Origin of the sequence: Streptomyces sp. LX-29, from assembly GCF_029541745.1 — a bacterium.
Taxonomy (GTDB): Bacteria; Actinomycetota; Actinomycetes; order Streptomycetales; family Streptomycetaceae; genus Streptomyces.
Window position 1 is genome coordinate 4,779,941 of the sequence record NZ_CP089746.1, and the last position, 25,532, is coordinate 4,805,472.

At 72.9% G+C, this 25,532-nt stretch carries 18 protein-coding genes; 12 read left to right on the top strand and 6 right to left on the bottom strand.

The window, feature by feature from the left end; all coding sequences use genetic code 11:
• Positions 1-293: 293 nt before the first annotated feature.
• Positions 294-3,128, top strand: coding sequence for a preprotein translocase subunit SecA (secA, locus tag LRS74_RS20600; protein WP_277742372.1), 2,835 nt, complete (start codon positions 294-296; stop codon positions 3,126-3,128).
• A 118-nt stretch (positions 3,129-3,246) separates the two neighbouring features.
• Here secA and LRS74_RS20605 read toward each other — a convergent pair whose 3' ends face one another.
• The gene (locus LRS74_RS20605) at positions 3,247-3,642 is read right to left on the bottom strand and encodes an Rv3235 family protein (protein WP_277742373.1); all 396 of its coding nucleotides are present in this window, start codon (positions 3,640-3,642) and stop codon (positions 3,247-3,249) included.
• A gap of 892 nt (positions 3,643-4,534) precedes the next feature.
• Between LRS74_RS20605 and LRS74_RS20610 the strand changes: the two genes are divergently transcribed.
• Complete coding sequence (locus LRS74_RS20610) at positions 4,535-5,041, top strand: hypothetical protein (RefSeq protein WP_277742374.1); 507 nt, start codon at positions 4,535-4,537, stop codon at positions 5,039-5,041.
• 84 nt (positions 5,042-5,125) lie between these two features.
• Positions 5,126-5,821 carry an HAD family hydrolase gene (locus LRS74_RS20615; RefSeq protein WP_277742375.1) on the top strand — a complete coding sequence of 232 codons (696 nt, stop codon included), beginning with the start codon at positions 5,126-5,128 and terminating at the stop codon, positions 5,819-5,821.
• A 174-nt stretch (positions 5,822-5,995) separates the two neighbouring features.
• Here the strand turns inward: LRS74_RS20615 and LRS74_RS20620 are convergent, their stop codons facing one another.
• On the bottom strand, positions 5,996-6,586 hold the full coding sequence (locus tag LRS74_RS20620) for a DJ-1/PfpI family protein (protein ID WP_144386263.1): 591 nt from the start codon (positions 6,584-6,586) through the stop codon (positions 5,996-5,998).
• A gap of 612 nt (positions 6,587-7,198) precedes the next feature.
• On the opposite strand from LRS74_RS20620, the gene LRS74_RS20625 reads away from it, so the two are divergent.
• The 4 genes from LRS74_RS20625 to LRS74_RS20640 all read left to right on the top strand — a co-directional run bounded on the left by LRS74_RS20625 (position 7,199) and on the right by LRS74_RS20640 (position 14,969).
• Complete coding sequence (locus tag LRS74_RS20625) at positions 7,199-12,187, top strand: NAD-glutamate dehydrogenase (protein ID WP_277742376.1); 4,989 nt, start codon at positions 7,199-7,201, stop codon at positions 12,185-12,187.
• A 475-nt stretch (positions 12,188-12,662) separates the two neighbouring features.
• A complete protein-coding gene (locus LRS74_RS20630; protein ID WP_277742377.1) occupies positions 12,663-13,178 on the top strand; it encodes an N-acetyltransferase in 516 nt (171 codons plus the stop codon).
• A gap of 105 nt (positions 13,179-13,283) precedes the next feature.
• Positions 13,284-14,087: an alpha/beta hydrolase gene (locus LRS74_RS20635; protein ID WP_277742378.1), complete on the top strand. Its 804-nt coding sequence runs from the start codon at positions 13,284-13,286 to the stop codon at positions 14,085-14,087.
• 10 nt (positions 14,088-14,097) lie between these two features.
• Positions 14,098-14,969, top strand: a protein-coding gene (locus LRS74_RS20640) for an IS5 family transposase (protein ID WP_277738995.1) whose coding sequence is annotated in 2 segments (ribosomal slippage) — positions 14,098-14,458 and positions 14,458-14,969 — 873 coding nt in all. Because the reading frame shifts where the segments join, the coding sequence is not laid out codon by codon here.
• A gap of 227 nt (positions 14,970-15,196) precedes the next feature.
• Here the strand turns inward: LRS74_RS20640 and LRS74_RS20645 are convergent.
• Positions 15,197-15,796 (bottom strand): short chain dehydrogenase, encoded by a 600-nt coding sequence (locus LRS74_RS20645; RefSeq protein WP_277744856.1) that lies wholly within the window; start codon positions 15,794-15,796, stop codon positions 15,197-15,199.
• 122 nt (positions 15,797-15,918) lie between these two features.
• Here LRS74_RS20645 and LRS74_RS20650 point away from each other — a divergent pair, with 122 nt between their 5' ends.
• Positions 15,919-16,785 (top strand): LysR family transcriptional regulator, encoded by an 867-nt coding sequence (locus tag LRS74_RS20650; protein ID WP_277742379.1) that lies wholly within the window; start codon positions 15,919-15,921, stop codon positions 16,783-16,785.
• A gap of 149 nt (positions 16,786-16,934) precedes the next feature.
• On the opposite strand, the gene LRS74_RS20655 is transcribed toward LRS74_RS20650, so the two are convergent.
• Positions 16,935-18,173, bottom strand: a complete 1,239-nt coding sequence (locus tag LRS74_RS20655) for an MFS transporter (protein ID WP_277742380.1) — start codon at positions 18,171-18,173, stop codon at positions 16,935-16,937.
• Positions 18,174-18,242: 69 nt separating this feature from the next.
• Between LRS74_RS20655 and LRS74_RS20660 the strand changes: the two genes are divergently transcribed.
• From LRS74_RS20660 to LRS74_RS20675, 4 genes are all read left to right on the top strand, one after another.
• Positions 18,243-18,752 carry a MarR family transcriptional regulator gene (locus LRS74_RS20660; RefSeq protein ID WP_277742381.1) on the top strand — a complete coding sequence of 170 codons (510 nt, stop codon included), beginning with the start codon at positions 18,243-18,245 and terminating at the stop codon, positions 18,750-18,752.
• A gap of 111 nt (positions 18,753-18,863) precedes the next feature.
• Positions 18,864-19,364 carry a GNAT family N-acetyltransferase gene (locus LRS74_RS20665; protein WP_277742382.1) on the top strand — a complete coding sequence of 167 codons (501 nt, stop codon included), beginning with the start codon at positions 18,864-18,866 and terminating at the stop codon, positions 19,362-19,364.
• 862 nt (positions 19,365-20,226) lie between these two features.
• On the top strand, positions 20,227-21,690 hold the full coding sequence (locus tag LRS74_RS20670) for a glycosyltransferase family 39 protein (RefSeq protein ID WP_277742383.1): 1,464 nt from the start codon (positions 20,227-20,229) through the stop codon (positions 21,688-21,690).
• Positions 21,687-22,400 carry a hypothetical protein gene (locus LRS74_RS20675; protein ID WP_277742384.1) on the top strand — a complete coding sequence of 238 codons (714 nt, stop codon included), beginning with the start codon at positions 21,687-21,689 and terminating at the stop codon, positions 22,398-22,400. The genes LRS74_RS20670 and LRS74_RS20675 overlap by 4 nt, the downstream gene beginning before the upstream one ends.
• A 29-nt stretch (positions 22,401-22,429) precedes the next feature.
• On the opposite strand, the gene LRS74_RS20680 is transcribed toward LRS74_RS20675, so the two are convergent.
• Together LRS74_RS20680 and LRS74_RS20685 are read right to left on the bottom strand one after the other, a co-directional pair.
• A complete protein-coding gene (locus LRS74_RS20680) occupies positions 22,430-22,969 on the bottom strand; it encodes a hypothetical protein (RefSeq protein WP_277742385.1) in 540 nt (179 codons plus the stop codon).
• Between the two features lie 363 nt (positions 22,970-23,332).
• On the bottom strand, positions 23,333-25,498 hold the full coding sequence (locus LRS74_RS20685; RefSeq protein ID WP_277742386.1) for a bifunctional glycosyltransferase family 2 protein/CDP-glycerol:glycerophosphate glycerophosphotransferase: 2,166 nt from the start codon (positions 25,496-25,498) through the stop codon (positions 23,333-23,335).
• Positions 25,499-25,532 lie beyond the last annotated feature (34 nt).

The window sequence follows — 25,532 nt, forward strand, 5'->3', positions numbered from 1 at the left end:
CTCGCCGCGCGGGAAGCGAGCGCTTTTCCGTGGCAGGCGGCCGGGGGCGTGGGCGTGCTCCACCGAGGGTGAGGCGGTCCCCGCGCGGCCGGCGGAGAGGTAGGGGCGGGGCACCTTATCCGCGCCTCACGCGTTGTCCTGGACGGGTGACACTCGACCTTCGTCCTGGTGGACCTCCCGGCGTGGCGGGGTCCTGTCTTACGATGGCCGTTGCGGCGGGGCCAGCGCCGCCTGATAATGCCGCGCCACCGCACCCGACCGTGCCACGTCCGACCGGCAAGGAGCCAGCCTAAGTGTCCGTCCTCAACAAGCTCATGCGTGCAGGCGAAGGAAAGATCCTGCGCAAGCTGCACCGCATCGCGGACCAGGTCAATTCCATCGAAGAGGACTTCCTGAACCTCTCCGACGCCGAGCTGCGCGCCCTCACCGAGGAGTACAAGGAGCGGTACGCCGCGGGTGAGAGCCTCGACGACCTGATGCCCGAGGCCTTCGCGACCGTCCGCGAGGCCGCGAAGCGCGTGCTGGGCCAGCGCCACTACGACGTGCAGCTGATGGGTGGCGCGGCGCTCCACCTCGGTTACGTGGCCGAGATGCGCACCGGTGAGGGCAAGACCCTGGTCGGCACCCTGCCCGCTTATCTGAACGCGCTGTCCGGCAAGGGCGTCCACCTGATCACGGTCAACGACTACCTGGCCGAGCGTGACTCCGAGTGGATGGGCCGGGTGCACAAGTTCCTGGGCCTGTCGGTCGGCTGCATCCTCGCGAACATGACGCCGGCCCAGCGTCGCGAGATGTACGCGTGCGACATCACCTACGGCACCAACAACGAGTTCGGCTTCGACTACCTGCGCGACAACATGGCGTGGTCGCAGGACGAACTGGTGCAGCGGGGTCACAACTTCGCCGTCGTCGACGAGGTCGACTCGATCCTGGTCGACGAGGCGCGTACGCCGCTGATCATCTCCGGCCCGGCGGACCAGGCCACCAAGTGGTACGGCGACTTCGCCAAGCTGGTGGCGCGGCTGACCAAGGGCGAGGCCGCCAACCCGCAGAAGGGCATCGAGGAGTCCGGCGACTACGAGGTCGACGAGAAGAAGCGGACCGTCGGCATCCACGAGGCCGGCGTGTCCAAGGTCGAGGACTGGCTGGGCATCGACAACCTCTACGAGTCGGTCAACACCCCGCTGGTGGGCTACCTGAACAACGCCATCAAGGCCAAGGAGCTCTTCAAGAAGGACAAGGACTACGTCGTCATCGACGGCGAAGTCATGATCGTCGACGAGCACACCGGTCGTATCCTCGCCGGCCGCCGCTACAACGAGGGCATGCACCAGGCGATCGAGGCCAAGGAGGGGGTGGACATCAAGGACGAGAACCAGACCCTCGCCACGATCACCCTCCAGAACTTCTTCCGGCTGTACAGCAAGCTGTCCGGCATGACCGGTACGGCCATGACCGAGGCCGCCGAGTTCCACCAGATCTACAAGCTGGGCGTGGTGCCGATCCCGACCCACCGCCAGGTGCAGCGCCTCGACCAGTCCGACCTGATCTACCGGACCGAGGTGGCGAAGTTCGACGCGGTCGTCGAGGACATCGTCGAGAAGCACAAGAAGGGCCAGCCGGTCCTGGTCGGCACCACCTCCGTGGAGAAGTCCGAGTACCTCTCCCAGCAGCTCAACAAGCGTGGTGTGCCGCACGAGGTGCTCAACGCCAAGCAGCACGACCGTGAGGCGCAGATCGTCGCCCAGGCGGGCCGCAGGGGCGCCGTCACCGTCGCGACCAACATGGCCGGCCGTGGCACCGACATCAAGCTCGGCGGCAACCCCGACCACCTCGCCGAGGCGGAGCTGCGCCAGCGCGGCCTGGACCCGGTGGAGCACGCCGAGGAGTGGGCCGCGGCCCTGCCGGGCGCCCTGGAGAGCGCCGAGGCGGCGGTGAAGGCGGAGTTCGAGGAGGTCAAGGACCTCGGCGGGCTCTACGTGCTGGGCACCGAGCGTCACGAGTCGCGGCGTATCGACAACCAGCTGCGCGGCCGTTCCGGCCGTCAGGGCGACCCCGGCGAGTCCCGCTTCTACCTCTCCCTCGGCGACGACCTGATGCGTCTGTTCAAGGCCCAGATGGTCGAGCGCGTGATGGCGATGGCCAACGTTCCCGACGACGTGCCGATCGAGAACAAGATGGTCACCCGCGCGATCGCCTCCGCCCAGTCGCAGGTCGAGCAGCAGAACTTCGAGACCCGTAAGAACGTCCTGAAGTACGACGAGGTCCTCAACCGGCAGCGCGAGGTCATCTACGGCGAGCGCCGCCGCGTCCTGGAGGGCGAGGACCTGCACGAGCAGGTGCGCCACTTCATGGACGACACCATCGACGCCTACATCCAGGCGGAGACCGTCGAGGGCTTCGCGGAGGAGTGGGACCTGGACCGTCTGTGGGGCGCCTTCAAGCAGCTCTACCCGGTGCAGGTCACCATCGAGGAGCTGGAGGAGGCCGCCGGCGACCGCGCGGGGCTCACCGCCGAGTTCATCGCCGAGTCCGTCAAGGACGACATCCACGAGCAGTACGACGCCCGGGAGAAGCAGCTCGGCTCCGAGATCATGCGTGAGCTGGAGCGCCGCGTGGTGCTGTCGGTCCTGGACCGCAAGTGGCGCGAGCACCTCTACGAGATGGACTACCTCCAGGAGGGCATCGGCCTGCGCGCCATGGCCCAGAAGGACCCGCTGGTCGAGTACCAGCGCGAGGGCTTCGACATGTTCACGGCCATGATGGACGGGATCAAGGAGGAGTCCGTCGGCTACCTGTTCAACCTGGAGGTCCAGGTCGAGCAGCAGGTCGAGGAGGTCCCGGTGCAGGACGCGGCCGAGAAGGCCGCCGCCGCCCAGGGCGTGGAGGACGTGGTTCCGGCCGGCGCCGGGGCGCGTCCCGAGATCCGCGCCAAGGGCCTGGAGGCCCCGCAGCGCCCCGACCGGCTGCACTTCTCCGCCCCGACGGTCGACGGCGAGGGCGGTGTCGTGGAGGGCGACTTCACCACCGACCAGGCCACCGCGCCGGCGCAGCGTTCGGAGTCGGACGGGCTGACCCGCGCGGAGCGCCGCAAGGCCAGCAAGGGCGGCCGCCGCCGCAAGAAGTAGCGGGCCGCCAGCCGCGTCGACCGCCGCGCGGGCGGCGCGCACGGCAGCCGGGCGTACGGGCCGGGCCCGGGCACCTCACGGGGTGCCCGGGCCCGGCCCGTCGCTCGTGGTGGGGTGGTCATCCGCGTGGTTCGGCGCCGCCGGCCGAGGGGCCGAGGTCGACGGCGGCGCAGCGCCAGCGGGCGTCGGCGCCGAGCTCCAGTCGGAAGGCGAGCGCCACCAGCCGCCGGTTCCCGTAGGCGATCAGCGCGTACGCCTCGATGACGCCCTCGCGCGGCCGGTACTCCCCGCACCGTTGGACGAAGGGCGCCTCGCGGAGGGTCCCGGGCGGGCGCAGCGGGGTCCGCGGCGCCAGCTCGACGAGCTGGTCGTAGGCGTCCGGTAGGGCGTGCCCCAGCAGCGTGTGCACGGGGCGTTGCCCGCTGAGGGTGAGCAGCAGCTGGTGCGCGAACCAGTAGCGCGGCAGCCGTTCGCGTTGCCGCCGGCGCGCGGCGACGGCGGCGGAGCGCGCCACGGAGCTCCGGGTGGCGGGTGTGCGTGTCCGCGACACCGGCGCGGGTGCCGAGACGGGCGCCGGCGCGGCTGTGGTCGCTGTGATGGGTGGGGCGCCGGGTGGTCGTGGTGCCGACCGGGCGGATGTGGGGCGTCGTGAGTCGCGCCGACCGGGTGGCCCGCCACCGGGAGTGGGGCGTCCCGGCCCCTGGGCGGGCCCACGACGCGCCGCGGCCGATCCCCGGGGCATCCGCACGGGCCCGGCGCCGCGGCCCGCGGCCTCGGCCGTCTGCGCCCGATGCGCGACCCGGCCGTCGTCCGCCGCCGGGTCGCGGGGCGCGGCGGGGTTCCGGTCCGTTGTCCGGTCTCGGGGCGGGGCCTGTTCCGCGCGCGCCGCCGGACGCGGTGGGGCGTGGCCCGGGTCCGGCTCTGGGGCGTGCCCGGCGTGCCCGGCACGGCTGCCGTCCGCCGCCGAAGTCCGGTGCGCGGCCCGCTCCGGGGCGTCCCGGTCCTCGTCCGCCGCCACGCCCCGACGGGCCGCCGGGTTCCCGGGCGCGGGCATCGGCGTCGCCTCGTCGGCGTCGCGACGCGCGTTCGTCGTGGGGATTCCGGTCATGGTCATCGCTCCCGCACCTCGGCCGGACGCCCCCGGGCGATACCGGCTAGTAACTTCGGTCGGGGGATCTTCTACCGACGCGTTCGCGAGTGGGACAAGGACGACGGCCCCGTTCCGGAGGCGACGTGGAGGCTTCACCTATCAGGCGGTCCCACGGCCCGGATCGGGTGGTCGAGGCCGGTATCGACCTGTCCGGAAGCGGCTCCGGGGGCGGGGGCGCACTACCCCGAAGGGGGACGTGCGCCCGTATGCTGGCTGCGATCGTTAACTCCCCACAGCCTTGAGGAAAGCGGCAGCCATGCGCGTCTACGTCCCCCTGACCCTCCCCGGTCTCGCCGAGGCGTACAAGACGGGTGAGCTGGGCCCCGCCCCGTTGGACGCCTTCGCCGTGACGCCCGCGCTGCGTGAGTGGTACGTGTCCGACGACATCGAGGAGTTGGAGTACGCGGCGCTGGGTCGGGCGGCGCAGGCGTCGCTGCGGCTGCTGGCCGCCGACCCGGCCGCCGCCCGGCGCCGGGTCGTGGTGGCGGTGGACGTGGCCGACGGCGCCGCGGTGGCCAACCCCGAACGCGGGCTGGACCACGCCGCGCTCGGCGAGGTGCGCATCACCTCCGCCGTGCGGCTGGCCAAGGCCGCCGCCGTGCACGTCGACGCCGGCGACGCCGAGGCGGACATCGCCGCGGCCGCGGCGGCGCTGGGCGCGGCCGACCAGGGTGACGACGACGCGCGGTTCACCGTGGAGGGGGCCGAGGACCACGAGCTGCTCTGGTACGCCACCCAGGAGATCCCCAACCTGATCGGGTGAGCGGGTTATCCCCAAGCGGGCGGTTTTCCACAGGTGACGGTCGTCACGACGCGGCCGCGACCGGTGGTCGGTACGGTCAAGGGCATGGGGATGAAGCACGTGGCACACATCGTGTGGGACTGGAACGGGACCCTCCTGCACGACATCGACACGGTGATCGAGGCGACCAACGCGTCTTTCGCCGAGATAGGCATGGAGCCCATCACGCTGGAGCGCTACCGGGACCTGTACTGCGTACCGGTTCCGCGGTTCTACGAGCGGCTGATGGGACGGCTGCCCACCGACGCCGAATGGCGGGTCATGGACGACGCGTTCCACCGGCACTACTGGGCGCTGGCGGCCTCCGCCGGTCTGGCGACGGGCGCCAGGGAGCTGCTCGCCGACTGCCAGGCCGCCGGGCACACCCAGTCGCTGTGCTCACTGGCGCCGCATGACCGGCTGGTGCCCCTGCTGCGGACGTACGGGATCGAGGACCACTTCATCAGGGTGGACGGGCGGATCGGCGACAGCACCACCGGCAAGGCGGAGCAGATGGTGCGCCACCTGGCGGTGCTGCAAGGCGTGGCACCGGAGCACGTGGTGGTCATCGGGGACGCGCTGGACGACGCGGTCGCGGCCGCGCACGCGGGGGCGCACGCCGTGCTGTACACCGGCGGCTCGCACAGCCGGACCAGCCTCGCGAGCGCCGGGGTGCCGGTGGTGGACACGCTGGCGGAGGCCACGCAGGTCGCGGCGGAGCTGGTGTCGGGCCGGTCCGTGAACGGCTCGGCGGCCGGCTGAGCCACGCGGCGTCGCACGCCGGCTGAGACCTCGGGCGATGCTCGACCGGGTGACCGGGTGACCGGGTGACCGGGTGGCCGGGTGGCCGGTGACGGGCGATCGGTTGCCGGCCACGGGAGCGGGGCGGGTACTCGGTCGGTTGGCCCACCCTCGGGTGGGCCACCCCCGGCCGGGTCAGCCGGCGGCTGTCGTGTCCGAGGCGTCGACCGGGGCCTTCTCCCGCAACAGCTGGACGAAGGCGCGCATCCAGGCGGCGTTGTCGGACCAGGCCCGGGCGGAGACGAGCGTGCCGTCGACGACGACCTCGGCGTCCTGGTAGTTGGCCCCGGCGGACTGCATGTCCAGCTCCAGGGCCCGGTAGGCGGTGACGCGGCGGCCGGCCAGGCCGCCGACGGCGGCGGTGAGGAGGGGGCCGTGGCAGGTCTGGGCGACCGGCTTGTCGGCGTCGAAGAACGCCTTGAGGATCTTGCGAAGCTCGGGGTCGTTGCGCAGATACTCGGGGGCGCGGCCGCCGGGGATGACGAGGGCGGCGTACTGTCCGGGGTCGACCTCCGAGAAGCCGAGGTCGGCGAGCCAGGTGTAGCCGGGCTTCTCGGTGTAGGTGTCGTAGTCGTCGACGAAGTCGTGGACCACGAAGCTGAGCTTCTTGCGGCTCGGGGCGGCGATGTGCACCTCGTACCCCTCCTCGATCAGCCGCTGGTAGGGGTAGAGCACCTCCAGGGATTCGGCCGCGTCGCCGGTCACGATCAGGATCTTCGGAGCCATGCCGCCCACCTCTGACTCGTCGCATGCGTCCACTGACTCGTCGCGTACGTCCACGCTAGCCACGGTCCCCGCGTCGCGCCCGCCGTGCAGGCGTACGGCCCGCTGCCAAGGGGGCCGATTCGGCCGGTCACGCCGGGTGGCCGGCGTCCTACGGACTGAGAAGGGGCGTGTCACCCGCGAGGCACGGGGGCGCGAAAGTGGTCAAAGGGGGCATAAGTCGAGGCTTGGGAGGCAGGAGAGAGGTTGTGGGGAGGGTGTGAAGGCGGCAAAGAGTTCGGGGGCCACGCGTCGCTGTCCACATCGTCAAACTTCCCGCCCAGGTTTTGTACACAAACGGCCCATGACGGCGTCAGGGGGGAGAGCGATAGCCTTACTGCGTGATCAGCGCGATATCCACCAGGGGCGACGGCGCCCCGGAGGTGCGCCCGGAGAGCCACAGACTCCGGGGCGCGGCTGGTCGATCTTGCCAGGGACCTTGGCCGGTTTTGGCCAACCACACCCCTGGCTTCCCCCATTCCGGCATACCGTCGAGTGAGACCGGACATCCCGCGTCGCGACGTTATGTCACCGCCATCGATGTCACGCAACGGCGCGCGACAGGAGCCAGAGGACATGCAGACCAAGCTGGACGAAGCCAAGGCCGAGCTGCTCGCACGGGCCGCCCGGGTAGCTGAGGACGGCCCTGCCGGGGGGCAACAACCGGTACAGGGCCCCGGCCCGGAGTCCCTTTCCGCGTATCTCCAGCGCTACTACCTGCATACGGCCCCCGAGGACCTGGCCGACCGCGACCCCGTGGACGTCCTCGGTGCCGCGCTCTCGCACTACCGGCTGGGCGAGAACCGGCCGCAGGGCACCGCGAACGTGCGCGTCCACACCCCCTCCGTCGAGGAGAACGGCTGGACCTGCACCCACTCCGTCGTCGAGGTCGTCACCGACGACATGCCCTTCCTCGTCGACTCGGTGACCAACGAGCTCTCCCGCCAGGGCCGTGGCATCCACGTCGTGATCCACCCTCAGGTGATCGTCCGCCGTGACCTCACCGGCAAGCTGATCGAGATCCTCGACAGCAACGGCGACGCCCGACTCGCCGCCCAGGGCAAGACCCCCGAGCGCCCGCACGACGCGCTGGTCGAGTCCTGGATCCATGTGGAGATCGACCGCGAGACCGACCGCGGCGACCTCAAGCAGATCACCGCCGATCTGCTGCGCGTCCTCTCCGACGTCCGCGAGGCCGTCGAGGACTGGGAGAAGATGCGCGACGCCGCGCTGCGCATCGCCGAAGAGCTGCCGAGCGAGCCGACCGCGACCGACCTGCGCGACCAGGAGGTGGACGAGGCCCGCGAGCTGCTGCGCTGGCTGGCCGACGACCACTTCACCTTCCTCGGCTACCGCGAGTACGAGCTGACCCAGGCGCCCACCGAGTCCGGCGGCGAGGAGGACGTGCTCACCGCCGTCCCCGGCACCGGCCTGGGCATCCTGCGTTCCGACCCGCACCACCGCGACGGCGACGGCTCCGGCGTCGGCCACGCCCCCGGCTCGCCGTCCTTCAGCCGGCTGCCCGCCGACGCCCGCGCCAAGGCCCGCGAGCACAAGCTGCTGGTGCTGACCAAGGCGAACAGCCGCGCCACCGTGCACCGCCCGTCCTACCTCGACTACATCGGGGTGAAGAAGTTCGACGCCGCGGGCAACGTGATCGGCGAGCGGCGCTTCCTGGGTCTGTTCTCCTCCGCCGCGTACACCGAGTCGGTGCGCCGGGTGCCGGTCATCCGGCGCAAGGTCGAGGAGGTCCTGGAGGGCGCCGGCTTCGCGCCCAACAGCCACGACGGCCGCGACCTGCTCCAGATCCTGGAGACCTACCCGCGCGACGAGCTGTTCCAGACCCCGACCGACCAGCTGCGCTCCATCGTCACCTCGGTCCTCTACCTGCAGGAGCGCCGCCGGCTGCGGCTGTTCCTGCGCGAGGACGAGTACGGGCGCTTCTACTCCGCGCTGGTCTACCTGCCGCGTGACCGCTTCACCACCGACGTCCGGCTGCGGCTGACCGACATCCTGATCGAGGAGCTCAACGGTCGCCCCAAGGTCGACTTCACCGCGCTGCACACCGAGTCGGTCCTCTCCCGGCTGCACTTCGTCGTCCGCGTCAAGCCCGGCGCCACCCTGCCCGACCTGACCGACGCCGACATGGAGCGCATCGAGCACCGCCTGGTCGAGGCCGCCCGCTCCTGGGCCGACGGCTTCGCCGAGGCGCTGGGTGCCGAGGTCGGCGAGGAGCGCGCCGCCGAACTGCTGCGCCGCTACGGCTCCGCCTTCCCCGAGGGCTACAAGGCCGACCACTCGCCGCGTGCCGCCGTCGCCGACCTCCAGCACCTGGAACGGCTCACCGCGACCGGCGGCGAGCGCGAGTTCGCGCTGAGCCTGTACGAGCCGGTGGGCGCCGCCGTCGGCGAGCGCCGCTTCAAGATCTACCGCTATGGCACCCAGGTGTCCCTCTCCGCGGTGCTGCCGGTGCTCAACCGCCTCGGCGTCGAGGTCATCGACGAGCGCCCCCACGAGCTGCGCTGCTCGGACCGCACCTCCGCCTGGATCTACGACTTCGGTCTGCGACTGCCGGTCTCCAAGGGCGGCGACAGCCTCGCCGACGACGCCCGCGAGCGGTTCCAGAACGCGTTCGCGGCGGTGTGGACCGGCCAGGCCGAGAACGACAACTTCAACCAGCTGGTGCTGGGCGCCGGGCTCGACTGGCGCCAGGCGATGGTGCTCCGCGCCTACGCCAAGTACCTGCGCCAGGCCGGCTCGACCTTCAGCCAGGCGTACATGGAGGACACCCTCCGCAACAACGTGCACACCACCCGGCTGCTGGTCTCCCTCTTCGAGGCCCGCATGTCGCCGGAGCGGCAGCGCGCCGGCGTCGAGCTGACCGACGCCCTGCTGGAGGAGCTGGAGGCGGCGCTCGACCAGGTCGCCTCGCTGGACGAGGACCGCATCCTGCGTTCCTTCCTCACGGTCATCAAGGCCACCCTGCGCACCAACCACTTCCAGACCGACAGCGACGGCAAGCCGCACTCCTACCTGTCGATGAAGCTGGACCCGCAGGCCATGCCGGACCTCCCCGCGCCCCGCCCGGCGTACGAGATCTGGGTCTACTCCCCGCAGGTGGAGGGCGTGCACCTGCGCTTCGGCAAGGTCGCGCGCGGCGGTCTGCGCTGGTCCGACCGGCGTGAGGACTTCCGCACCGAGATCCTGGGCCTGGTCAAGGCGCAGATGGTGAAGAACACCGTCATCGTGCCGGTCGGCGCCAAGGGCGGCTTCGTCGGCAAGCGGCTGCCGGACCCGTCGGTGGACCGCGACGCCTGGCTGGCCGAGGGCATCGCCTGCTACCAGACCTTCATCTCCGGTCTGCTCGACATCACCGACAACATGGTCGGCGGCGAGGTCGAGCCGCCCCGTGACGTGGTGCGCCACGACGGCGACGACACCTACCTCGTCGTCGCCGCCGACAAGGGCACCGCCACCTTCTCCGACATCGCCAACGAGGTGGCCCAGTCCTACGGCTTCTGGCTCGGCGACGCCTTCGCCTCCGGCGGCTCGGCGGGCTACGACCACAAGGGCATGGGCATCACCGCCCGCGGCGCCTGGGAGTCGGTGAAGCGGCACTTCCGCGAGCTGGGTCACGACACCCAGACCCAGGACTTCACCGTGGTCGGCGTCGGCGACATGTCCGGCGACGTCTTCGGCAACGGCATGCTGCTCAGCGAGCACATCCGCCTGGTCGCCGCCTTCGACCACCGCCACATCTTCATCGACCCGGTGCCCGACGCCGCGGTCTCCTACGCCGAGCGGCGCCGCCTCTTCGAGCTGCCCCGCTCCTCGTGGGCCGACTACGACACCAGCCTGCTCTCGGCGGGCGGCGGCGTCTTCCCGCGCACCGCCAAGTCCATCGCCGTCACCCCGCAGATCCGCGCGGCCCTCGGTATCGAGGGCAAGGTCGGCAAGATGACCCCCGCCGAGCTGATGAAGGCGATCCTCCAGGCCCCGGTCGACCTGCTGTGGAACGGCGGCATCGGCACCTACGTCAAGGCGCACACCGAGAGCCACGCCGACGTCGGCGACAAGGCCAACGACGCCATCCGCGTCGACGGCCAGGACCTGCGGGTCAAGGTCGTCGGCGAGGGCGGCAACCTGGGCCTCACCCAGCTCGGCCGCATCGAGTTCGCTTCCGGCGGCGGCCGGATCAACACCGACGCCATCGACAACAGCGCCGGCGTGGACACCTCCGACCACGAGGTGAACATCAAGATCCTGCTGAACAAGGTGGTCGAGGACGGCGACCTCACCGTCAAGCAGCGCAACAAGCTGCTCGCCGAGATGACCGACGAGGTCGGCGCGCTGGTGCTGCGCAACAACTACGCCCAGAACGTCGCCCTCACCAACGCGGTCACCCAGGCCCCGAGCCTGCTCCACGCCCACCAGCGCACCATGCGACGCCTGGTGCGCGACGGCGCCCTCGACCGTGCGCTGGAGTTCCTGCCCAGCGACCGGGTGATCCGCGAGCGGCTCGCCTCCGGGCGCGGCCTGACCCAGCCCGAGCTGGCCGTCCTGCTCGCCTACACCAAGATCACCGTCGCCGAGGAGCTCATCGGCACCGGGCTGCCGGACGACGCGTACCTCCAGCGCCTGCTGAACGCCTACTTCCCGAAGGCGCTCAACGAGCGGTTCCCGGAGCACATCGACAACCACGCGCTGCGTCGCGAGATCATCACCACGGTGCTGGTCAACGACACCATCAACACCGGTGGCTCGACGTTCCTGCACCGCATGCGCGAGGAGACCGGCGCCTCCATCGAGGAGATCGTCCGCGCCCAGACCGCGGCCCGCGCGATCTTCGTCCTGGGTGAGGTCTGGGACGAGGTCGAGGCCCTGGACACCGTCGTCCCCGCCGACGTCCAGACCCGGATCCGGCTCCACTCCCGCCGCCTCGTCGAGCGCGGCACCCGCTGGCTGCTCAACAACCGCCCGCAGCCGCTGGAGCTCACCGAGACCATCGAGTTCTTCCGCGACGGCGTGGCGGCGGTCTGGTCCCAGCTCGCCAAGCTGCTGCGCGGCGCGGACCTGGAGTGGTACCAGCGGATCAACGAGGAGCTGACCGGAGCCGGCGTCCCCGAGGAGCTGGCCATGCGCGTCGCCGGCTTCTCCTCGGCCTTCCCCGCGCTCGACGTCGTCGCCATCGCCGACCGCATCGGCAAGGACCCGCTCGCCGTCGCCGAGGTCTACTACGACCTCGCCGACCGGCTGCGGATCACCGACCTCATGGACCGCATCATCGAGCTCCCCCGAGCCGACCGTTGGCAGTCCATGGCCCGCGCCTCCATCCGCGAGGACCTCTACGCCGCGCACGCCGCCCTCACCGCCGACATCCTGGCGGTCGGCAACGGCGCCTCCACCCCGGAGCAGCGGTTCACGTCCTGGGAGGAGAAGAACGCGGCCATCCTCCAGCGCGCCCGCACCACGCTGGAGGAGATCCAGGGCTCGGAGACCTTCGACCTGGCCAACCTGTCGGTGGCGATGCGGACGATGCGGACGCTGCTGCGGTCGCATGCGTGAGCGCTGCCGCTGAGCCGTCGCGCCGGCGCTGAGCCGGCGTGAAGGGGCGGTGCGGGTTCCGGATACCGGGACCCGCACCGCCCCTTCGTCGTGTCGGGGGACCGACCCGCTGGCCCGCTGCCCTGGAGGAAGCGGATGTGGGCCCGCTGTCCTGGGGGAAGGGGGTGCGGGCCCCTGTTCTGGGGGAAGCGGGTGTGGGCGGAGTCGCGGGTGTGGCCCGGAAATCGGCGGACGGGCGCGGCGGCCGCGTGTTACGTTGGCGAGGTTCGTGTGGACCGGATCGAGGACGAAAGGGAGGTGGGGTTGATGACCGCGCCCAAGGCCACTGCCGCGCGCAGCGCCCGGACCGCCCCCGCGTCCCGGGCGACGGCCTGACCCGTCACACCCCGCCTCGCCGAGAGCCCGCCTTTCGCGGAGCCACCCGCGAGGTGTCCGATCACTCGAACCTCACCATGAAACGGATCGTCATCCCGTCATGCGTACCCATCACACCTGGATCACCCGCGCCGAGACGCGCGCGGACATCTCCACCGTCCGCGAGATCACCCTCGCCGCGTTCGACACCCCGCTGGAGGCGGACCTGGTCGACGCGCTGCGCGCCGACCCCGCCTGGATCGACGGCCTGTCGCTCGTCGCGACCGACGCGGACGGCGCGCTCGTCGCCCACGCCCTGCTGACCCGCTGTCACATCGACGAGGCCCCGGCCCTGTGTCTGGGCCCCGTCTCGGTGCGGCCTGAGCACCAGCGGACGGGTGCCGGCTCGGCCGTCATCCGCGCCGCGCTGGCCGCGGCGAAGGAGCGCGGTGAGCACCATGTCACCGTCCTCGGGCACCCGGAGTACTACCCGCGCTTCGGGTTCACCCGGGCCTCGACCCACGGCATCAGCCTGACCATCGAGGTGCCGGACGAGGCCATGATGGCGCTCACCCTGGACGCGGCCCACCCGCTGCCGGCCGGCACCGTCCGCTACGCGGCGCCGTTCGGGATCTAGCGGCCCCGCCCGCCGCCGGGCGAGGGGGCGCCTCGCCTCCTCGCCCGGTGCGTCAGCCCTCCCGTACCCTCGTCCCTTCAGTGATCTTGAGCGGGGGAGTGGGCCGTGCACAGTGCCGTCGTCACGTCCGGGGGAGACCGGATCCGGTGGGTGGAGCTGCCGGGGGAGGGGCCCGCGCGGGTCTATGTGCACGGGCTCGGGGCCACCTCGCCCGCGTACTTCGCCGCCGTGGCGGTCCATCCGTCGCTGGCGGGGCGACGGTCGCTGCTGGTGGACCTGCTGGGACACGGCCACAGCGACCGGCCGACGGACTTCGACTACACCCTGGAGTCCCACGCCGACGCCCTCGCCGCCGCGCTGACCGCGGCCGGCGTCTTCGGCGCGGAGCTCGTCGCGCACAGCATGGGCGGCTCGGTCGCCATCGTGCTCGCCGCCCGCCACCCCGAGCTGGTCTCCCGGTTGGTCCTGGTCGACGCCAACCTCGATCCGATCCCGCGCCGGCCGGAGTCCTCCGGCAGCAGCGGCATCGCCTGGTACACGGAAGAGGAGTTCCTGGCGGGCGGCTGGGCGGAGGTACGGGACCGGGTCGGCGCGCACTGGTGGTCGACCATGCGGCTGGCCGGTCGGGAGGCGCTGCACCGCAGCGCCGTGCACCTCGCGCGGGGCACCACCCCCACCATGCGTGAACTCCTGCTGGAGCTGGACATCCCGCGCGCCTATCTGCTGCCGGAGGCCGACGGCCCACTGCCCGGCGCCGAGGCGCTCGCCGCGGCGGGGGTGGCCGTCGTGGCCATCCCCGACTGCGGGCACAACATCATGCTGGACAACCCGGAGGGCTTCGTCCGCGCCGCCGCGGCCGCGCTGGCCTCCGCGGTCACGCCCGGCGGCCCCGGCACGGTGGAGTCCTAGGCAGTTTCGTTTGGATCAGCCGGTCGTTGGTCTGGGTGTGCCGTTGACTGACGCGCAGTGGGCGCGGATCGAGCCGTTGCTCCCGGACCGGACGCCGAGGCGCGGTGGTCGGTGGCGGGACCATCGGGAGGTGATCGACGCGATCGCCTTCAAGTTCCAGACCGGAACCCAGTGGGTGCACCTTCCGGAGAAGTACGGCAACTGGCGAGGCGTCTACAACCGGCTGCGTATGTGGGCCGTCGACGGCACCTGGGAGCGAGTGTTCACCGCTCTCATAGCCCAGGCCGACGCGGACGAGGACCTGAACTGGGCCGTCTCTGTGGACTCCACGATCGTGCGAGCACACCAGCACGCTGCCGGGGCCCGCAAAAGGGGGCCCCGGCTGGAGAACCGGCCGACCACGCCATCGGCCGGTCCCGCGGCGGGCTGACCACGAAGATCCACCTCGCGGCCGACGGCGACTGCCGGCCCCTGGCCTTCGTCCTCACGGCCGGCCAGGCCGGCGATGCACCCGCCTTCGGCGAGGTCATGGCCCGTCTGCGCGTTCCCCGCCGACGTGGACGACCTCGCACCAGGCCGGACGTCGTCCTGGCCGACAAGGCGTACTCCTCACGTGCGATCCGCGAGCATCTACGCCAGCGCGGCATCCGGGCAGTGATCCCCACCCGGGCGGATCAGCGCGGCCACCGGCTGCGTCGCGGCAGACACGGTGGGAGGCCACCCGCTTTCGACCGTGACGCGTACAAGCAGCGCAATACCGTCGAGCGGTGCATCAACCGCCTGAAGCAGTGGCGAGGGATCGCCACCCGCTACGAGAAGACAGCGGTCATCTACCTGGCCGGACTCCACATCGCGGGCATCTTCCTCTGGTCCGCTCGGTGATCCAAACGAAACCGCCTAGGCGCCGCGGCGTCGTCGGCGCCGCGCGCCTGGGCCCGGGGCCTGGGCCAGGGATCTGGGGCGCTCGCCGCGGGGCGGTACGGCTGGGTGAGGCGGGTGCGGCGGAAGGTCGCCTGCCGGCGCCCTGCCGCCGCACCCGCGGCGGCACCTACTTCACGGCTGCCCCTTCGTCGGCGACGACCGACTGTGGGGCGTCAACCACCGCCGCGCTAGCGGACCCGGTAGACCTGACCCGTCTGCGCGCCCTCGACCGAGCGGACGTACGCGGTCGCCACCCGTGCCGCCGGAACGGCCTCCATACCGGCGAAGAAGGCACCGTAGGCGGGCAGGGACTCCTCGGCCACCGCCGGGCTCACCGCGTTGATCCGCTGGGGCGGCAGCTCGATCGCGGCGGCACGGACGAACGCCTCGACCGCGCCGTTCGCCGCGGACGCGGCCGCCCCGGCCACGATCGGCTCCTCGGTGAGGACGCCGCTGACGAGCGTGAACGAGCCGGTGGGCGCCACGTGCCGGGCGCCCTGGCGGACCAGCTCCAGCTGGCTCAGCGCCTTGCCGCGCAGGGTCGCCGCGAAGTCGTCGGCGGTCAGCTCGCCCAGCGGCCGGAACACGGCGTCGCCCGCGGCGACCGCCACCGCGTCCAGCGGGCCGGCCTCCGCGTACATCCGGGCCACCGCCTCGGGGTCGGTGACGTCGGCCACCAGGTCGCCGCCCGAGCGGCCCACGCCGATCACCTCGTGCCCGCGCGCCGCGAGCGCCTCGCGCACCGCGCCGCCGAGCGTGCCGCCCGCACCGACCAGAAGAATCCTCACCACACACCGTCCATCGCATTCCGGGATATCGAGCCCGGGGGACCACCCGGGCATCTCCGACGCTACGGACCCCTCCCCCGGGCGCGGAAATGCCGTCTGGACAGGGATTATGCTCCACAGGCATGGATGATGTGGAACTGCGCCACCTCAGGGCCCTGGACGCGGTGGCCGCGGCGGGCACCGTCACGGCCGCGGCGGCCCGACTGCACATGACCCAGCCCGCCCTGTCGCGCACGCTGGCCCAGTTGGAGGCGCGCGTCGGCGTCCGGCTCGTCGACCGCTCCCCCCGACACCTGGCGCTGACCGAGGCCGGGACGACCCTGCTCGGGCACGCGCGGGCGATCCTGTCCCACCTGGACGCGGCGCTGGCCGACACCCGGGCTGTCTCCCGGCCGTTGCGGCTCGGCTACACCTGTGCGGTGCTCGGGCGGCAGACCGTGCCGCTGCTGCGCTCGTGGCGCCGGACGCACCCGCACATCCCGCTCGAGGTGGTCCGGCGGGACAACAGCACGGCGGGCCTGGCCGCTGGGGACGCCGATGTGGCGGTGCTCCGCACGGTCCCCGCCGACCCGCGCATCCACACCGAGGCGCTGTACACGGAGGACCGGGTCGCCGCCCTGCCCGACGACCACCCGCTCGCGGGCCGGGACCAGGTGCTGCTGGCCGAGCTCACCGCCGGCCAAGGTCTTCCGCTGGCCCTGTGGCCGGAGACGGGAACCGCTTCGCCGGACCTGTGGCCGCCGGAGCAGCGTCCGGCGCGGACGGTCGAGGTGGGCAACGTGGACGAGTGGCTGAACCTCGTCGCCGCCGGGGGCGCGTTCGGCCTCGGCGCGGCGGGCACGGCGGAGAGCCACGGTCACCCGGGTGTCCGCTTCGTCCCCGTCTCGGACGCGCCTGCCGCCACGGTCTACCTCGCCCACCCCGCCCACCCCACACACCCGCGGACGGAGGAGTTCCGGGCGGCGGTCCGGGACGTGGTGAGCGGCTGAGCGGCCCTGGTGACGTCGGCTGCGGTTCCGCGGCGCCCTGAAGTGGCGCGGGGCCGTGTGAGAGGTGCGGCCGCCGCCGCGTGGGCGCGACCGGTGACAACGGGCCCGCGGACGGTCGACGACCCGTCGCGACACTTCCTGCGGTGGGCTTAGATGCTCGCCGCCGTGTCGCCCCGCGCCGTGTCGCCCCGCGCCGTGTCGGGTCGCGCCGCGGTGGGCCGTTCTCCGCGTACCTCCGGCAGCAGCAGGACGGCCAGGTTGGCGACGGCCACCAGGACCGCCGCCGTCAGCAACGGCGCGGTGGTGCCGACCGCCGCGGCGACGGGCGCGGCCACGGCCAGACCCACGGGGCGGGCGGCGAAGGAGATCAGCATGTCGAAGGAGCCGACCCGGCCGAGCGCCTCTCGGGGGATACGGTGCTGGAGGGTGGTCTCCCACAGCGGGCTCAGGACGCCGAGCCCGAACATGGCGGCGCAGTAGGCGACCGTGACGGCCGCCGTCGGCAGCCGCAGCGCGAAGGCCGCCAAGGGGAGCGCGTAGACGGCGGCCCCCAGGGCGATGGCGACCAGCGGGCGCCGGATGGGCAGTCGGGACGCGGCCCAGACGCCGGCCAGCATGCCCGCCGTGCCGACCTGCGCGATGATCACCCAGGCGGTCTCCCCGCCCAGATGGCGCACGGCGATCAGCGGGCCGAGCGTCAGCAGGAATCCCGCGGCCAGGTGCCACACCCCGTGCCCGAGGACGTTGACGACGAACCAGCGGTGGCGCCGGGACTCCGCCCAGCCCTCCCGGAGGTCCGCCAGGAAGTCGCCGCGTGCGGTCGGTCGGGCGAACGGCTCGGGCCGCAGCCGGCCGAGCGTGGTGGCGGACACCACGAACAGCGCGCCGGTCAGGAGCGAGGACCAGCCGGCTCCCACCAGCAGCATCAGCCCTCCGGCGGTGGCGGGCGCGGCGACCTGGGCGAGCCCCTGGGCCACGCCGAGCCGCGCGTTCACCCGCAGCCGCTCCGGCGCGGGCACCACGGCGGCGACCAGCGTTCGGACGGCCGGCGTCCCGAAGGCCACGGCAGCGCCGGTGATCGCGGACAGCACCGCCAGATCCACGATCCGGACCCGCCCGGTGAGGAGTTCGGCGCCGATCGCCAGCTGGGTGACGGCACGTACCAGGTCCGCGGCGAGCGTCACCCGCTGCGGTGGGAAGCGATCGGCCACCACGCCGGCGACCGGCAGCAGGAGCAGCAGGGGGAGCAGTTCGCAGGAGAGGACGAGCCCCAGGTCGGCGGCGGATCCGGTGCCGACGATCGCGAGGGTCAACGTGGTCGGGATGAGCGCGGTGCCCAGCGCCGCGAAGGTGCGTCCGATCAGCAGGCGAAGCGTCGGTGGCGTCATGACGGCGAATGTATTTCGCTGGCAGATCGTTCGTCAACGAAATACTTGCTGGCGTAGCATACTGGACGGATGGAGGACTCCGTCGATCGGCATATCGCCCGCTGGCGCGACAAGGCGCCCTTCGATGAGCGGGTGGAGGCGATCGTGACCCGCATTCAGATGCTGAGGAAGCACGTGGCCCAGGCCAAGGGTCGGGCGCTCGCCGAAGTCGGCCTGCAGGAGTTCGAGTTCGAGACCCTGCACCGGCTCGCGTCGCGCGGCGAGCCCTGGCGCGCCACCCCCTCGGAGCTGGCCGCCGAGCTGATGGTCTCGCCCGCGGGAATGACGGGTCGGCTCGACTCGCTGGAGAACGCCGGCCTGGTCCGCAGGCTCCGTGGCCTCACGAGCGACCGCCGCCGGGTCGATGTGGAGCTCACCGAGCTCGGCCACTCCCGCTGGTTCGCGGCGATGCGGCTGCGCGGCGCGGCCGAGGACGCCATGGTGGAGGTCCTGGGTCCGGACGACCAGGATGTGTTGAGCGACCTGCTCAAGCGCATGCTGGCGCGGGTGGAGGCCGGCGGCGCCGAATCCGTCGGATGACCGCGCGCGGGGGCCGCACGCCCGGCCCTCGCCGTTGCCTCGGGGCATGACGTCGGCCGCATGCGGCGAAACCGGCTGCGCCCCGCCCTGGCCACATGGTAGGCAACCGGCATGGATGATCTTGTGACGGAGCGACTGGTGCTGCATCCGCTCAGCGTGGCCGAGGCCGAGGCGCTGGTGGCCGGAGAGCCGGACGGAACGGTCCGCTGGGCGCCCGGGTATCCGACGGAGGGGGACGTGGGCGCGGTCCGGAGGTTCCTGGCCGTCGACGCGGACGACGACGGGCCGCCGCACGCGGGCGTCTACGAGATACGCACCCGCGAGGACGGGGTCGCCGTCGGCGGCATGGGCTTCCACGGGCCCGTGGCCGAGGACGGCAGCGTCACCGTCGGCTACGGCCTGGTGCCCGCGGCGCAGGGGAAGGGGTACGCCACCGAGGCGCTCCGCGCGGTGCTGGCGGCGGCGCGCGAGCGCGGTATCACGAAGGTGAAGGGCGACGCCGACCACGACAACATCGCCTCCCAGCGCGTCATGGCCGGCGCCGGGATGGAACTGGTCGGCGGCGACGAGAAGGTGAAGTACTACGAGACCGCCTGGCCGCTGGGCCGATAGCGCCGGGCCGACGCCGCCGGGCCCATGACCCTGGCCCGTCGACGCCGCCGGGCGGGTAGCGCGGGCCGATGCCGCCGGGCGGATGGCCCTGGTCCGATGCCGCCGCCAGGCCGACGGCGCCGGGCGGATATCGCGGGCCGAAGCCCCCGGGCCGATGGCCCTGGCCCGTCGACGACGCCGGGTCGGCGGTGCCGGGCGGACAGGCGGGCCGATGCCCGGGCCGATGGCCCTGGCCTGACGATGCCGCCGGGCCGACGGCGCTGGGCGGATGGCGCCGGCTCGATGCCGCCGGGCGGATGGCCCTGGCCCGATGCCGCCGCCAGGCCGACGGCGCCGGGCCGATAGCGCCGGGCCCCTTGGCCCTGGCCCGTCGACGCCGCCGGGCGGGTACCGCGGGCCGATGCCGCCAGGTCGATGACGCTGGCCTGACGATGCTGCCGGGCCGACGGCGTCTGGCGGATAGTGCTGACGCCGGGCCGATGATCCCGGCCCGTCGACGGCGCCGGGCCCGAAGGTGCCGGGCGGATGGCGCCGGGTCGACGCCGCCGGGCGGATAGCGCGGGCCGACGTCCTCGGCCGATGCCCCTGGCCCGTCGACGGCGCCGGGCCCGATGGTGCCAAGCGGATGACGCCGGGCGGATGAGGCCGCCGGGCCGATGACCCCCACCCGACGACGCCCCCCGGGCCGATGACCCCGACCCGACGCCGCCCCCGGGCCGATGGCCCTGACCCGACGACGCCCCCAGGCCGATGGCCCCTGGCCCGTCGATGCCCCCGGCCGATGACGCCGGGTGGGTGAAACCCGGCCGGGCCCGGCCTGCCGCGCCGGCCCGGGTACGGCCGCTCGGTCGAAGATCGGATCATGCGGTTTTCGGTCCGCGTCGCCGTCGGGGTCCTGGCACCCATGGGCGTCATGCTCGCCCTCGGCCTCTGGGGGCTCGACCGGGGCGCGATGTGGCGCGACGAGTCGGCGACCTATCTGGTGGCGCGGCGCACCCTGCCGGAGATCTGGCGGCTGCTCGGCACCGTCGACGCCGTCCACGGGCTCTACTACCTGCTGATGCACGGGGTGCTCGCCGCCGGCCGCGGCCTCGCCGCCCCCGTCGGCGACACCGAGACGCTGCTGCGGGCGCCCTCCCTGCTCGCCGCCGTCGGCACCGCCGGGCTGGTCGCCGCCCTCGGCCACCGGCTGACCGGGCGGGCCCGGGTGGGGCTGTGGGCGGGGCTGCTGTACGCGGCGACACCGATCGTCAGCCACTACGCGCAGGAGGGGCGGCCGTACGCCCTGGTGGCCACCGGCGCCGCCGCGGCGACCCTGCTGCTGGTGCGGGCCGCCGAACGGCACACCGCCGGCGGCTGGGCCGGGTACGGGGCCGTCGTCGCGGTCACCGTGCTGCTCAACGCCTGCGCCGCGCTGCTGCTCGTCGCGCACGCCGCCACCCTCGCCCTCGCCCACGCGCCGCGCCGCACCTGGCGGGGCTGGGCGGCGGCGGCCGTCGGGGTGGTCGCGGTGCTGGCGCCGCTGCTGCTGGTCTCCGCCGGCCAGGCGGACCAGGTGGCGTGGATCGCCGAGCCGCGCTATCCGCAGGCCAAGGCCCTGCTGTACGGGTTCGCCGGGCCCAGCGGGCTGGTCCTGGCGGTCAACCTGGCCCTGATGGGCGTCGCGCTGGCGCGACCGCTGCCGCCCGCCACCCCGCTGCCGCTGCCGGCGGTGGCGCTGCCGCTCGCCCTCGTGCCCCCGCTGCTGCTCTTCGCCGCCTCCCAGCAGGAGGCGCTCTTCCACCCGCGGTACGTGTTCTTCGCGCTGGCCGGGGTGCCGCTGCTGGCGGCGGCCGGTGCCGAGTGGCTCGCCTCCCGCATGGCCTGGCGGCGGCCGGTGGCGCTGGTGGGGGCGGCGGCTATCGGCCTGGCCTTCCTCTGGCAGTTCCCCCTCCACCAGCGGGAACGGGCCCTGTCCAGCCGGGCCGACAACCTCGCCGTGGCGGCCGCGGAGCTCGGCCGGGTCACCCGCCCGGGCGACGCGGTCCTCTACGCCCCCGCGTACGAGCGCCGTCTCGCGCTCGCCTACCCGCGGCCGGTCGCCCACCTCCGCGATGTGGCGCTCCAGGCCCCCGGCCCGCCCTCCGGAACCCTCTACGGGCGCGAGGTCGGCCGTCGAGAACTCGCCCGGCGGCTGGCCCCGCTGGACCGGGTGTGGCTGGTCTCCGAGCCCGGTCCACCCCACGGCCCCAAGCCCACCGCCCTGGCGGCGCGGGGGTTCCGGCCCGGCCCGTCGCTGTGTCTGGCGGACGGCAAGCTGACCCTGTACACGAAGGCCCCCAGATGATCAGCTTGCCGAGGCCGGGCGGCGAGCAACGGCCTCCCACACCCGAGGAGTTCCAGGCGGCGGTCGGCAAGCGGCTGGACGACGTGGCCAAGGTCCTGGCCGGGGCGCTGGTCACCGTCGCCGGGGTCATGACGGCGCTCGGCCTCACCAGCGACATCGTCTTCGTCGCGCTCAACAACGAGTCCTGGCCCATCTACGTGGCCTCGCTCTGCGCGATCGTCGCCATCGTCTGCAGCATCGTGGCGCTGCTCATCCGACCCACCCCGCGGGGCAACCTGTGGGAGACCATCGTCCTGATCCTCGGCGTCGTCTTCTACATGGTGGCGCTGAGCGTGGCGGTCGTCGGGGCCTCCCAGGCCGCCGGCGGCAACGGCCGGCCCACCATCACCGACGTCCGGCTCGACGGCCCCCGGTCCGACCTGCGGCTGAGCTTCGAGGTCCACGCGGACGGCGTCGACACCTGGGCGACCATCGAGGTCTACGCCAGCGCCGTGGACCGGAACGGCGACGCGCTCAGCAACGTCGACTTCTACTCCAGCGTCCTGCGGCCCGACGACAGGGGAGACGTGAGCCAGCGGATCAGCACCCCCGCGACCCTCCCCGCGAAGGCCTGGGGCATCCAGATCAGCGCGCTCGCCGCCGATGGCCCCGAGGAGTGCGAGAAGCTCACCCAGCACGGACCGGCCTGCGTGGAGGTGCAGGTGCCGTAGCGGGAGGCGGCCCGGCGCCTGCCGGACCGTCAGGCTCGGCGTCGGCGGATCAGGTACGCCACCGCGACGACGCCGAGCAGCGGGCCCCAGAGGAGCAGGGGGGCGTAGCAGAGGGTCATCACGGTGCGGCCCGCGCCGTGCGGGGAGTCCGGCGCGTCCATGTTCTCGTTCCAGCCGCCGGCGAGGGCCGTGAGGGACAGGGCGGTGAGGGCCGCCGCACCGGTGATCGCCGGGATGAAGGCCAGCAGCGGGGGGATGCGGCGGCCGCCGAGGCCGGGGACCCAGCGGGGGATCACCTCGCCCCAGCGGTGGATCAGGCCGAGGGTCAGCAGGCCGAGGGTCTCGGCGAAGAGCGAGAGGCCGATCAGGTAGAGGGACATGCCCCAGCCGATCTCGCTCTGGTGGAGGCCCGAGCCGGGGGCGAAGCCGAGCGGGACGCCGAACGCGCCGGCGACCCGCCACAGTCCCGACGCCAGCGGGGTCAGCGCGGCGATGTGGGCCGTGCGCCGGACCCACGGCGCGGGCTCGGTGCGAGCGGTGCCGGGCAGCGGGACGGAGGCGGTCGCCACGGTGGACTCCCTGGTGTGGTGGGCGAGTTCGATGTGTCGATCCTCGCTGTGGAGACCCTCGCGTCGCGTCCGGCCGTGGTCGTCATTCCGGCGGCCGGTGCTCGGCCCGTCGTCTGACGTCCGATGAGACGTGAGAGGGAGTCCGTACACCCGCCCGTCAGCCCTCGGCCGCACGCCGGTGTCAGACCGCGGCCGCACCCCGTGTCATAACTCCCCGTCAGACGTCCGTCTCCCCCCAGCAGCACCCGCCGCACCCCGTGTCATAGCTCCCGGTCAGGCCCCCGCCGCACCCGTGCCGTAGCTCCCGGTCAGACCCCCGTCTCCCCCAGCAGCACCCGCCGCACCCCGCGCCATAGCGCCCGGTCAGACCCCCGTCTCCCCCAGCAGCACCCGCCGCACCACCCGCTCCGCGGCCCGGCCGTCGTCGTAGCGGCAGAAGCGTTCCCGGAAGGCCGCCCGCAGCGCGGTGGCGGACGCGTCGTTCCAGCGACCCTCGCGGAAGACGGCGATGAGTTCGTCCTCGGTGCGGGCGACGGCGCCGGGGGTGTCGCCGGGGCGGCCGGAGAGCAGGTCGAAGTAGACGCCGCGGGTGGCGCGGTAGAGCTCCCAGTCGTCGGCGTAGACGACGATCGGCCGGTCGAGGTCGGCGTAGTCGAACATGATGGAGGAGTAGTCGGTCAGCAGCGCGTCGGCGGCCAGGCACAGGTCCTCCACCCGGGGGTGCGCGGAGACGTCGATGACCAGGCCCGCCTCGGCCAGCCCCGCCAGGTCCGCCTGCGCCCCGTAGGAATAGTGGGCCCGCACCAGCAGCACCGTGTCCGGCCCCAGCGCCCGGCTGACCCGCCCCAGGTCCAGGCGGGGGGTGAAGGAGTGCTGGTAGTCGCGGAGGGTGGGGGTGTAGAGGATCGCGGTGCGCTCGGCGGGGATGCCCAGTTCGGCGCGGAGGGCCGCGATCTCGGCCCGGCCGGCGCTGAAGTAGACGTCGTTGCGCGGATAGCCGTATTCGAGGATCTCGTACGAGGCCGGGTAGACCCGCTCCCAGACCTCGCTGGAGTGCTGGTTGGAGGAGAGCACGTAGTCCCAGCGGTCCACCCGGCGCAGCAGGCTGCGGAAGCTCATGCCGCGGGCCGCCGCCGGATAGTGCTGCTGGTCCAGGCCCATGCACTTCAGCGGGGTGCCGTGCAGGGTCTGCAGATGGATCTGTCCGGGCCGCTTGACCAGGTCGTTGGCGAAGTTGACGTTGTTGACGAGGTACTTGGCGCGGGCGATGGCCTGGTAGTACCCGCGGGTGCCGGGCAGCACGTAGTCGACGTCCCGCGGGACGGTCTCCAGCTGCGACGGGCGGACCACCCACACCCCGTGGATGTGCGGCGCCAGCTCCCGCGCCGCGTAGTAGACGGCGGCCGGATTGCACAGCACCCCGCGGTTCCAGTAGGCGGAGTAGACGGCCAGCCGGTCGTCCAGCGGCAGCCGCCGGTGCACCCGGTACAGCGCCCGCTTGGCCCGCGCGGCCAGCGGGTGGCGGACCTTCCGGCGCAGCCAGCGAGTCCCGGCGGAGGGCCGCGCGGACGCCTCCCGGGCCAGGTAGCGCGCGAAGGAACCGCGGGCCAGCGCCTCGAAGCGCTCGGCGTCCTCGGGCGGCGCGGTGAAGCCCGGCGGCACGTGCACGAGGTACCAGCCCGACGCCCGCTGGAAGAAGCGCAGCCGGTCGCGGGGGGCCACCCGCGAGGGGTTGTCCAGGCAGAACAGGAAGTGTGAGACGGCCCGTTCGAAGAGGGCGGGGCGCAGCGGTTCCAGCCGCGGGCGGTCGTCGAGGAAGTCGAAGAGGCGCGCGTACTGCTCGAAGATGACGAAGTGCTCCTCGCCGGGGCTGCGGGTGCTGGCCCCGGTGCGCCGCTGCCGGTACTCCAGCCCCACCAGGGGCACACAGGCGAGCCGCTCGGCCGTCAGCATGGTCTTGTACGACAGCAGGGCGTCCTCGTAGATACCCTCACTGAAGGCGAACCGGTGTTCGGTGTAGAACTCCCGGCGGTAGACGCGGTTGGAGGACATCGCGAACAGCCGCAGGAACTCGGGGCGTTCCAGGATGGAGAAGACGTCCGTGCCGGCGGACTCCAGCAGCGGCCCGAAGAGGCTGGACTCCCGCCGGTCCCACCAGTAGGTGCGCACATGGTCGAAGTAGAGGATGTCCGGGTCGGCGGTGCGGGCGAGCCGGTCGGCCAGGCCGCGCAGGGTGCCGGGGGCGAGGGTGTCGTCGCCGTCGAGGAAGAGCAGGTAGTCGCCGGTGGCCCGGGCCACGCCGGCGTTCCTGGCCCGGCCCGGGCCCTGGTTGACCTCCAGGTGCGCCGGGACCACCCGCTCGTCCCGCGCCGCGTACTCGTCGATGATGGCGCCGCAGTGGTCCGGCGACCGGTCGTCGACCGCCACCACCTCGATGTCGTGGAACGACTGGGTCAGGGCCGAGTCGAGGCACTCGCGCAGATAGCCCTGCACCCGGTAGGCGGCGACGATGATGCTGAAGCGGGGCATGACGCCCTCCTCCCGTAACGGACCGGGGTCACCG

Coding starts and splice junctions, on each gene's coding strand:
- LRS74_RS20685 (WP_277742386.1), bottom strand. CDS start 25,498: ATGCCCCGCTTCAGCATCATCGTCGCCGCCTACCGGGTGCAGGGCTAT.
- LRS74_RS20610 (WP_277742374.1), top strand. CDS start 4,535: ATGCGCGTCTACGTCCCCCTGACCCTCCCCGGTCTCGCCGAGGCGTAC.
- LRS74_RS20655 (WP_277742380.1), bottom strand. CDS start 18,173: ATGACGCCACCGACGCTTCGCCTGCTGATCGGACGCACCTTCGCGGCG.
- LRS74_RS20675 (WP_277742384.1), top strand. CDS start 21,687: ATGATCAGCTTGCCGAGGCCGGGCGGCGAGCAACGGCCTCCCACACCC.
- LRS74_RS20625 (WP_277742376.1), top strand. CDS start 7,199: ATGCAGACCAAGCTGGACGAAGCCAAGGCCGAGCTGCTCGCACGGGCC.
- LRS74_RS20615 (WP_277742375.1), top strand. CDS start 5,126: ATGGGGATGAAGCACGTGGCACACATCGTGTGGGACTGGAACGGGACC.
- LRS74_RS20630 (WP_277742377.1), top strand. CDS start 12,663: ATGCGTACCCATCACACCTGGATCACCCGCGCCGAGACGCGCGCGGAC.
- LRS74_RS20670 (WP_277742383.1), top strand. CDS start 20,227: ATGCGGTTTTCGGTCCGCGTCGCCGTCGGGGTCCTGGCACCCATGGGC.
- LRS74_RS20665 (WP_277742382.1), top strand. CDS start 18,864: ATGGATGATCTTGTGACGGAGCGACTGGTGCTGCATCCGCTCAGCGTG.
- LRS74_RS20650 (WP_277742379.1), top strand. CDS start 15,919: ATGGATGATGTGGAACTGCGCCACCTCAGGGCCCTGGACGCGGTGGCC.
- LRS74_RS20620 (WP_144386263.1), bottom strand. CDS start 6,586: ATGGCTCCGAAGATCCTGATCGTGACCGGCGACGCGGCCGAATCCCTG.
- LRS74_RS20660 (WP_277742381.1), top strand. CDS start 18,243: ATGGAGGACTCCGTCGATCGGCATATCGCCCGCTGGCGCGACAAGGCG.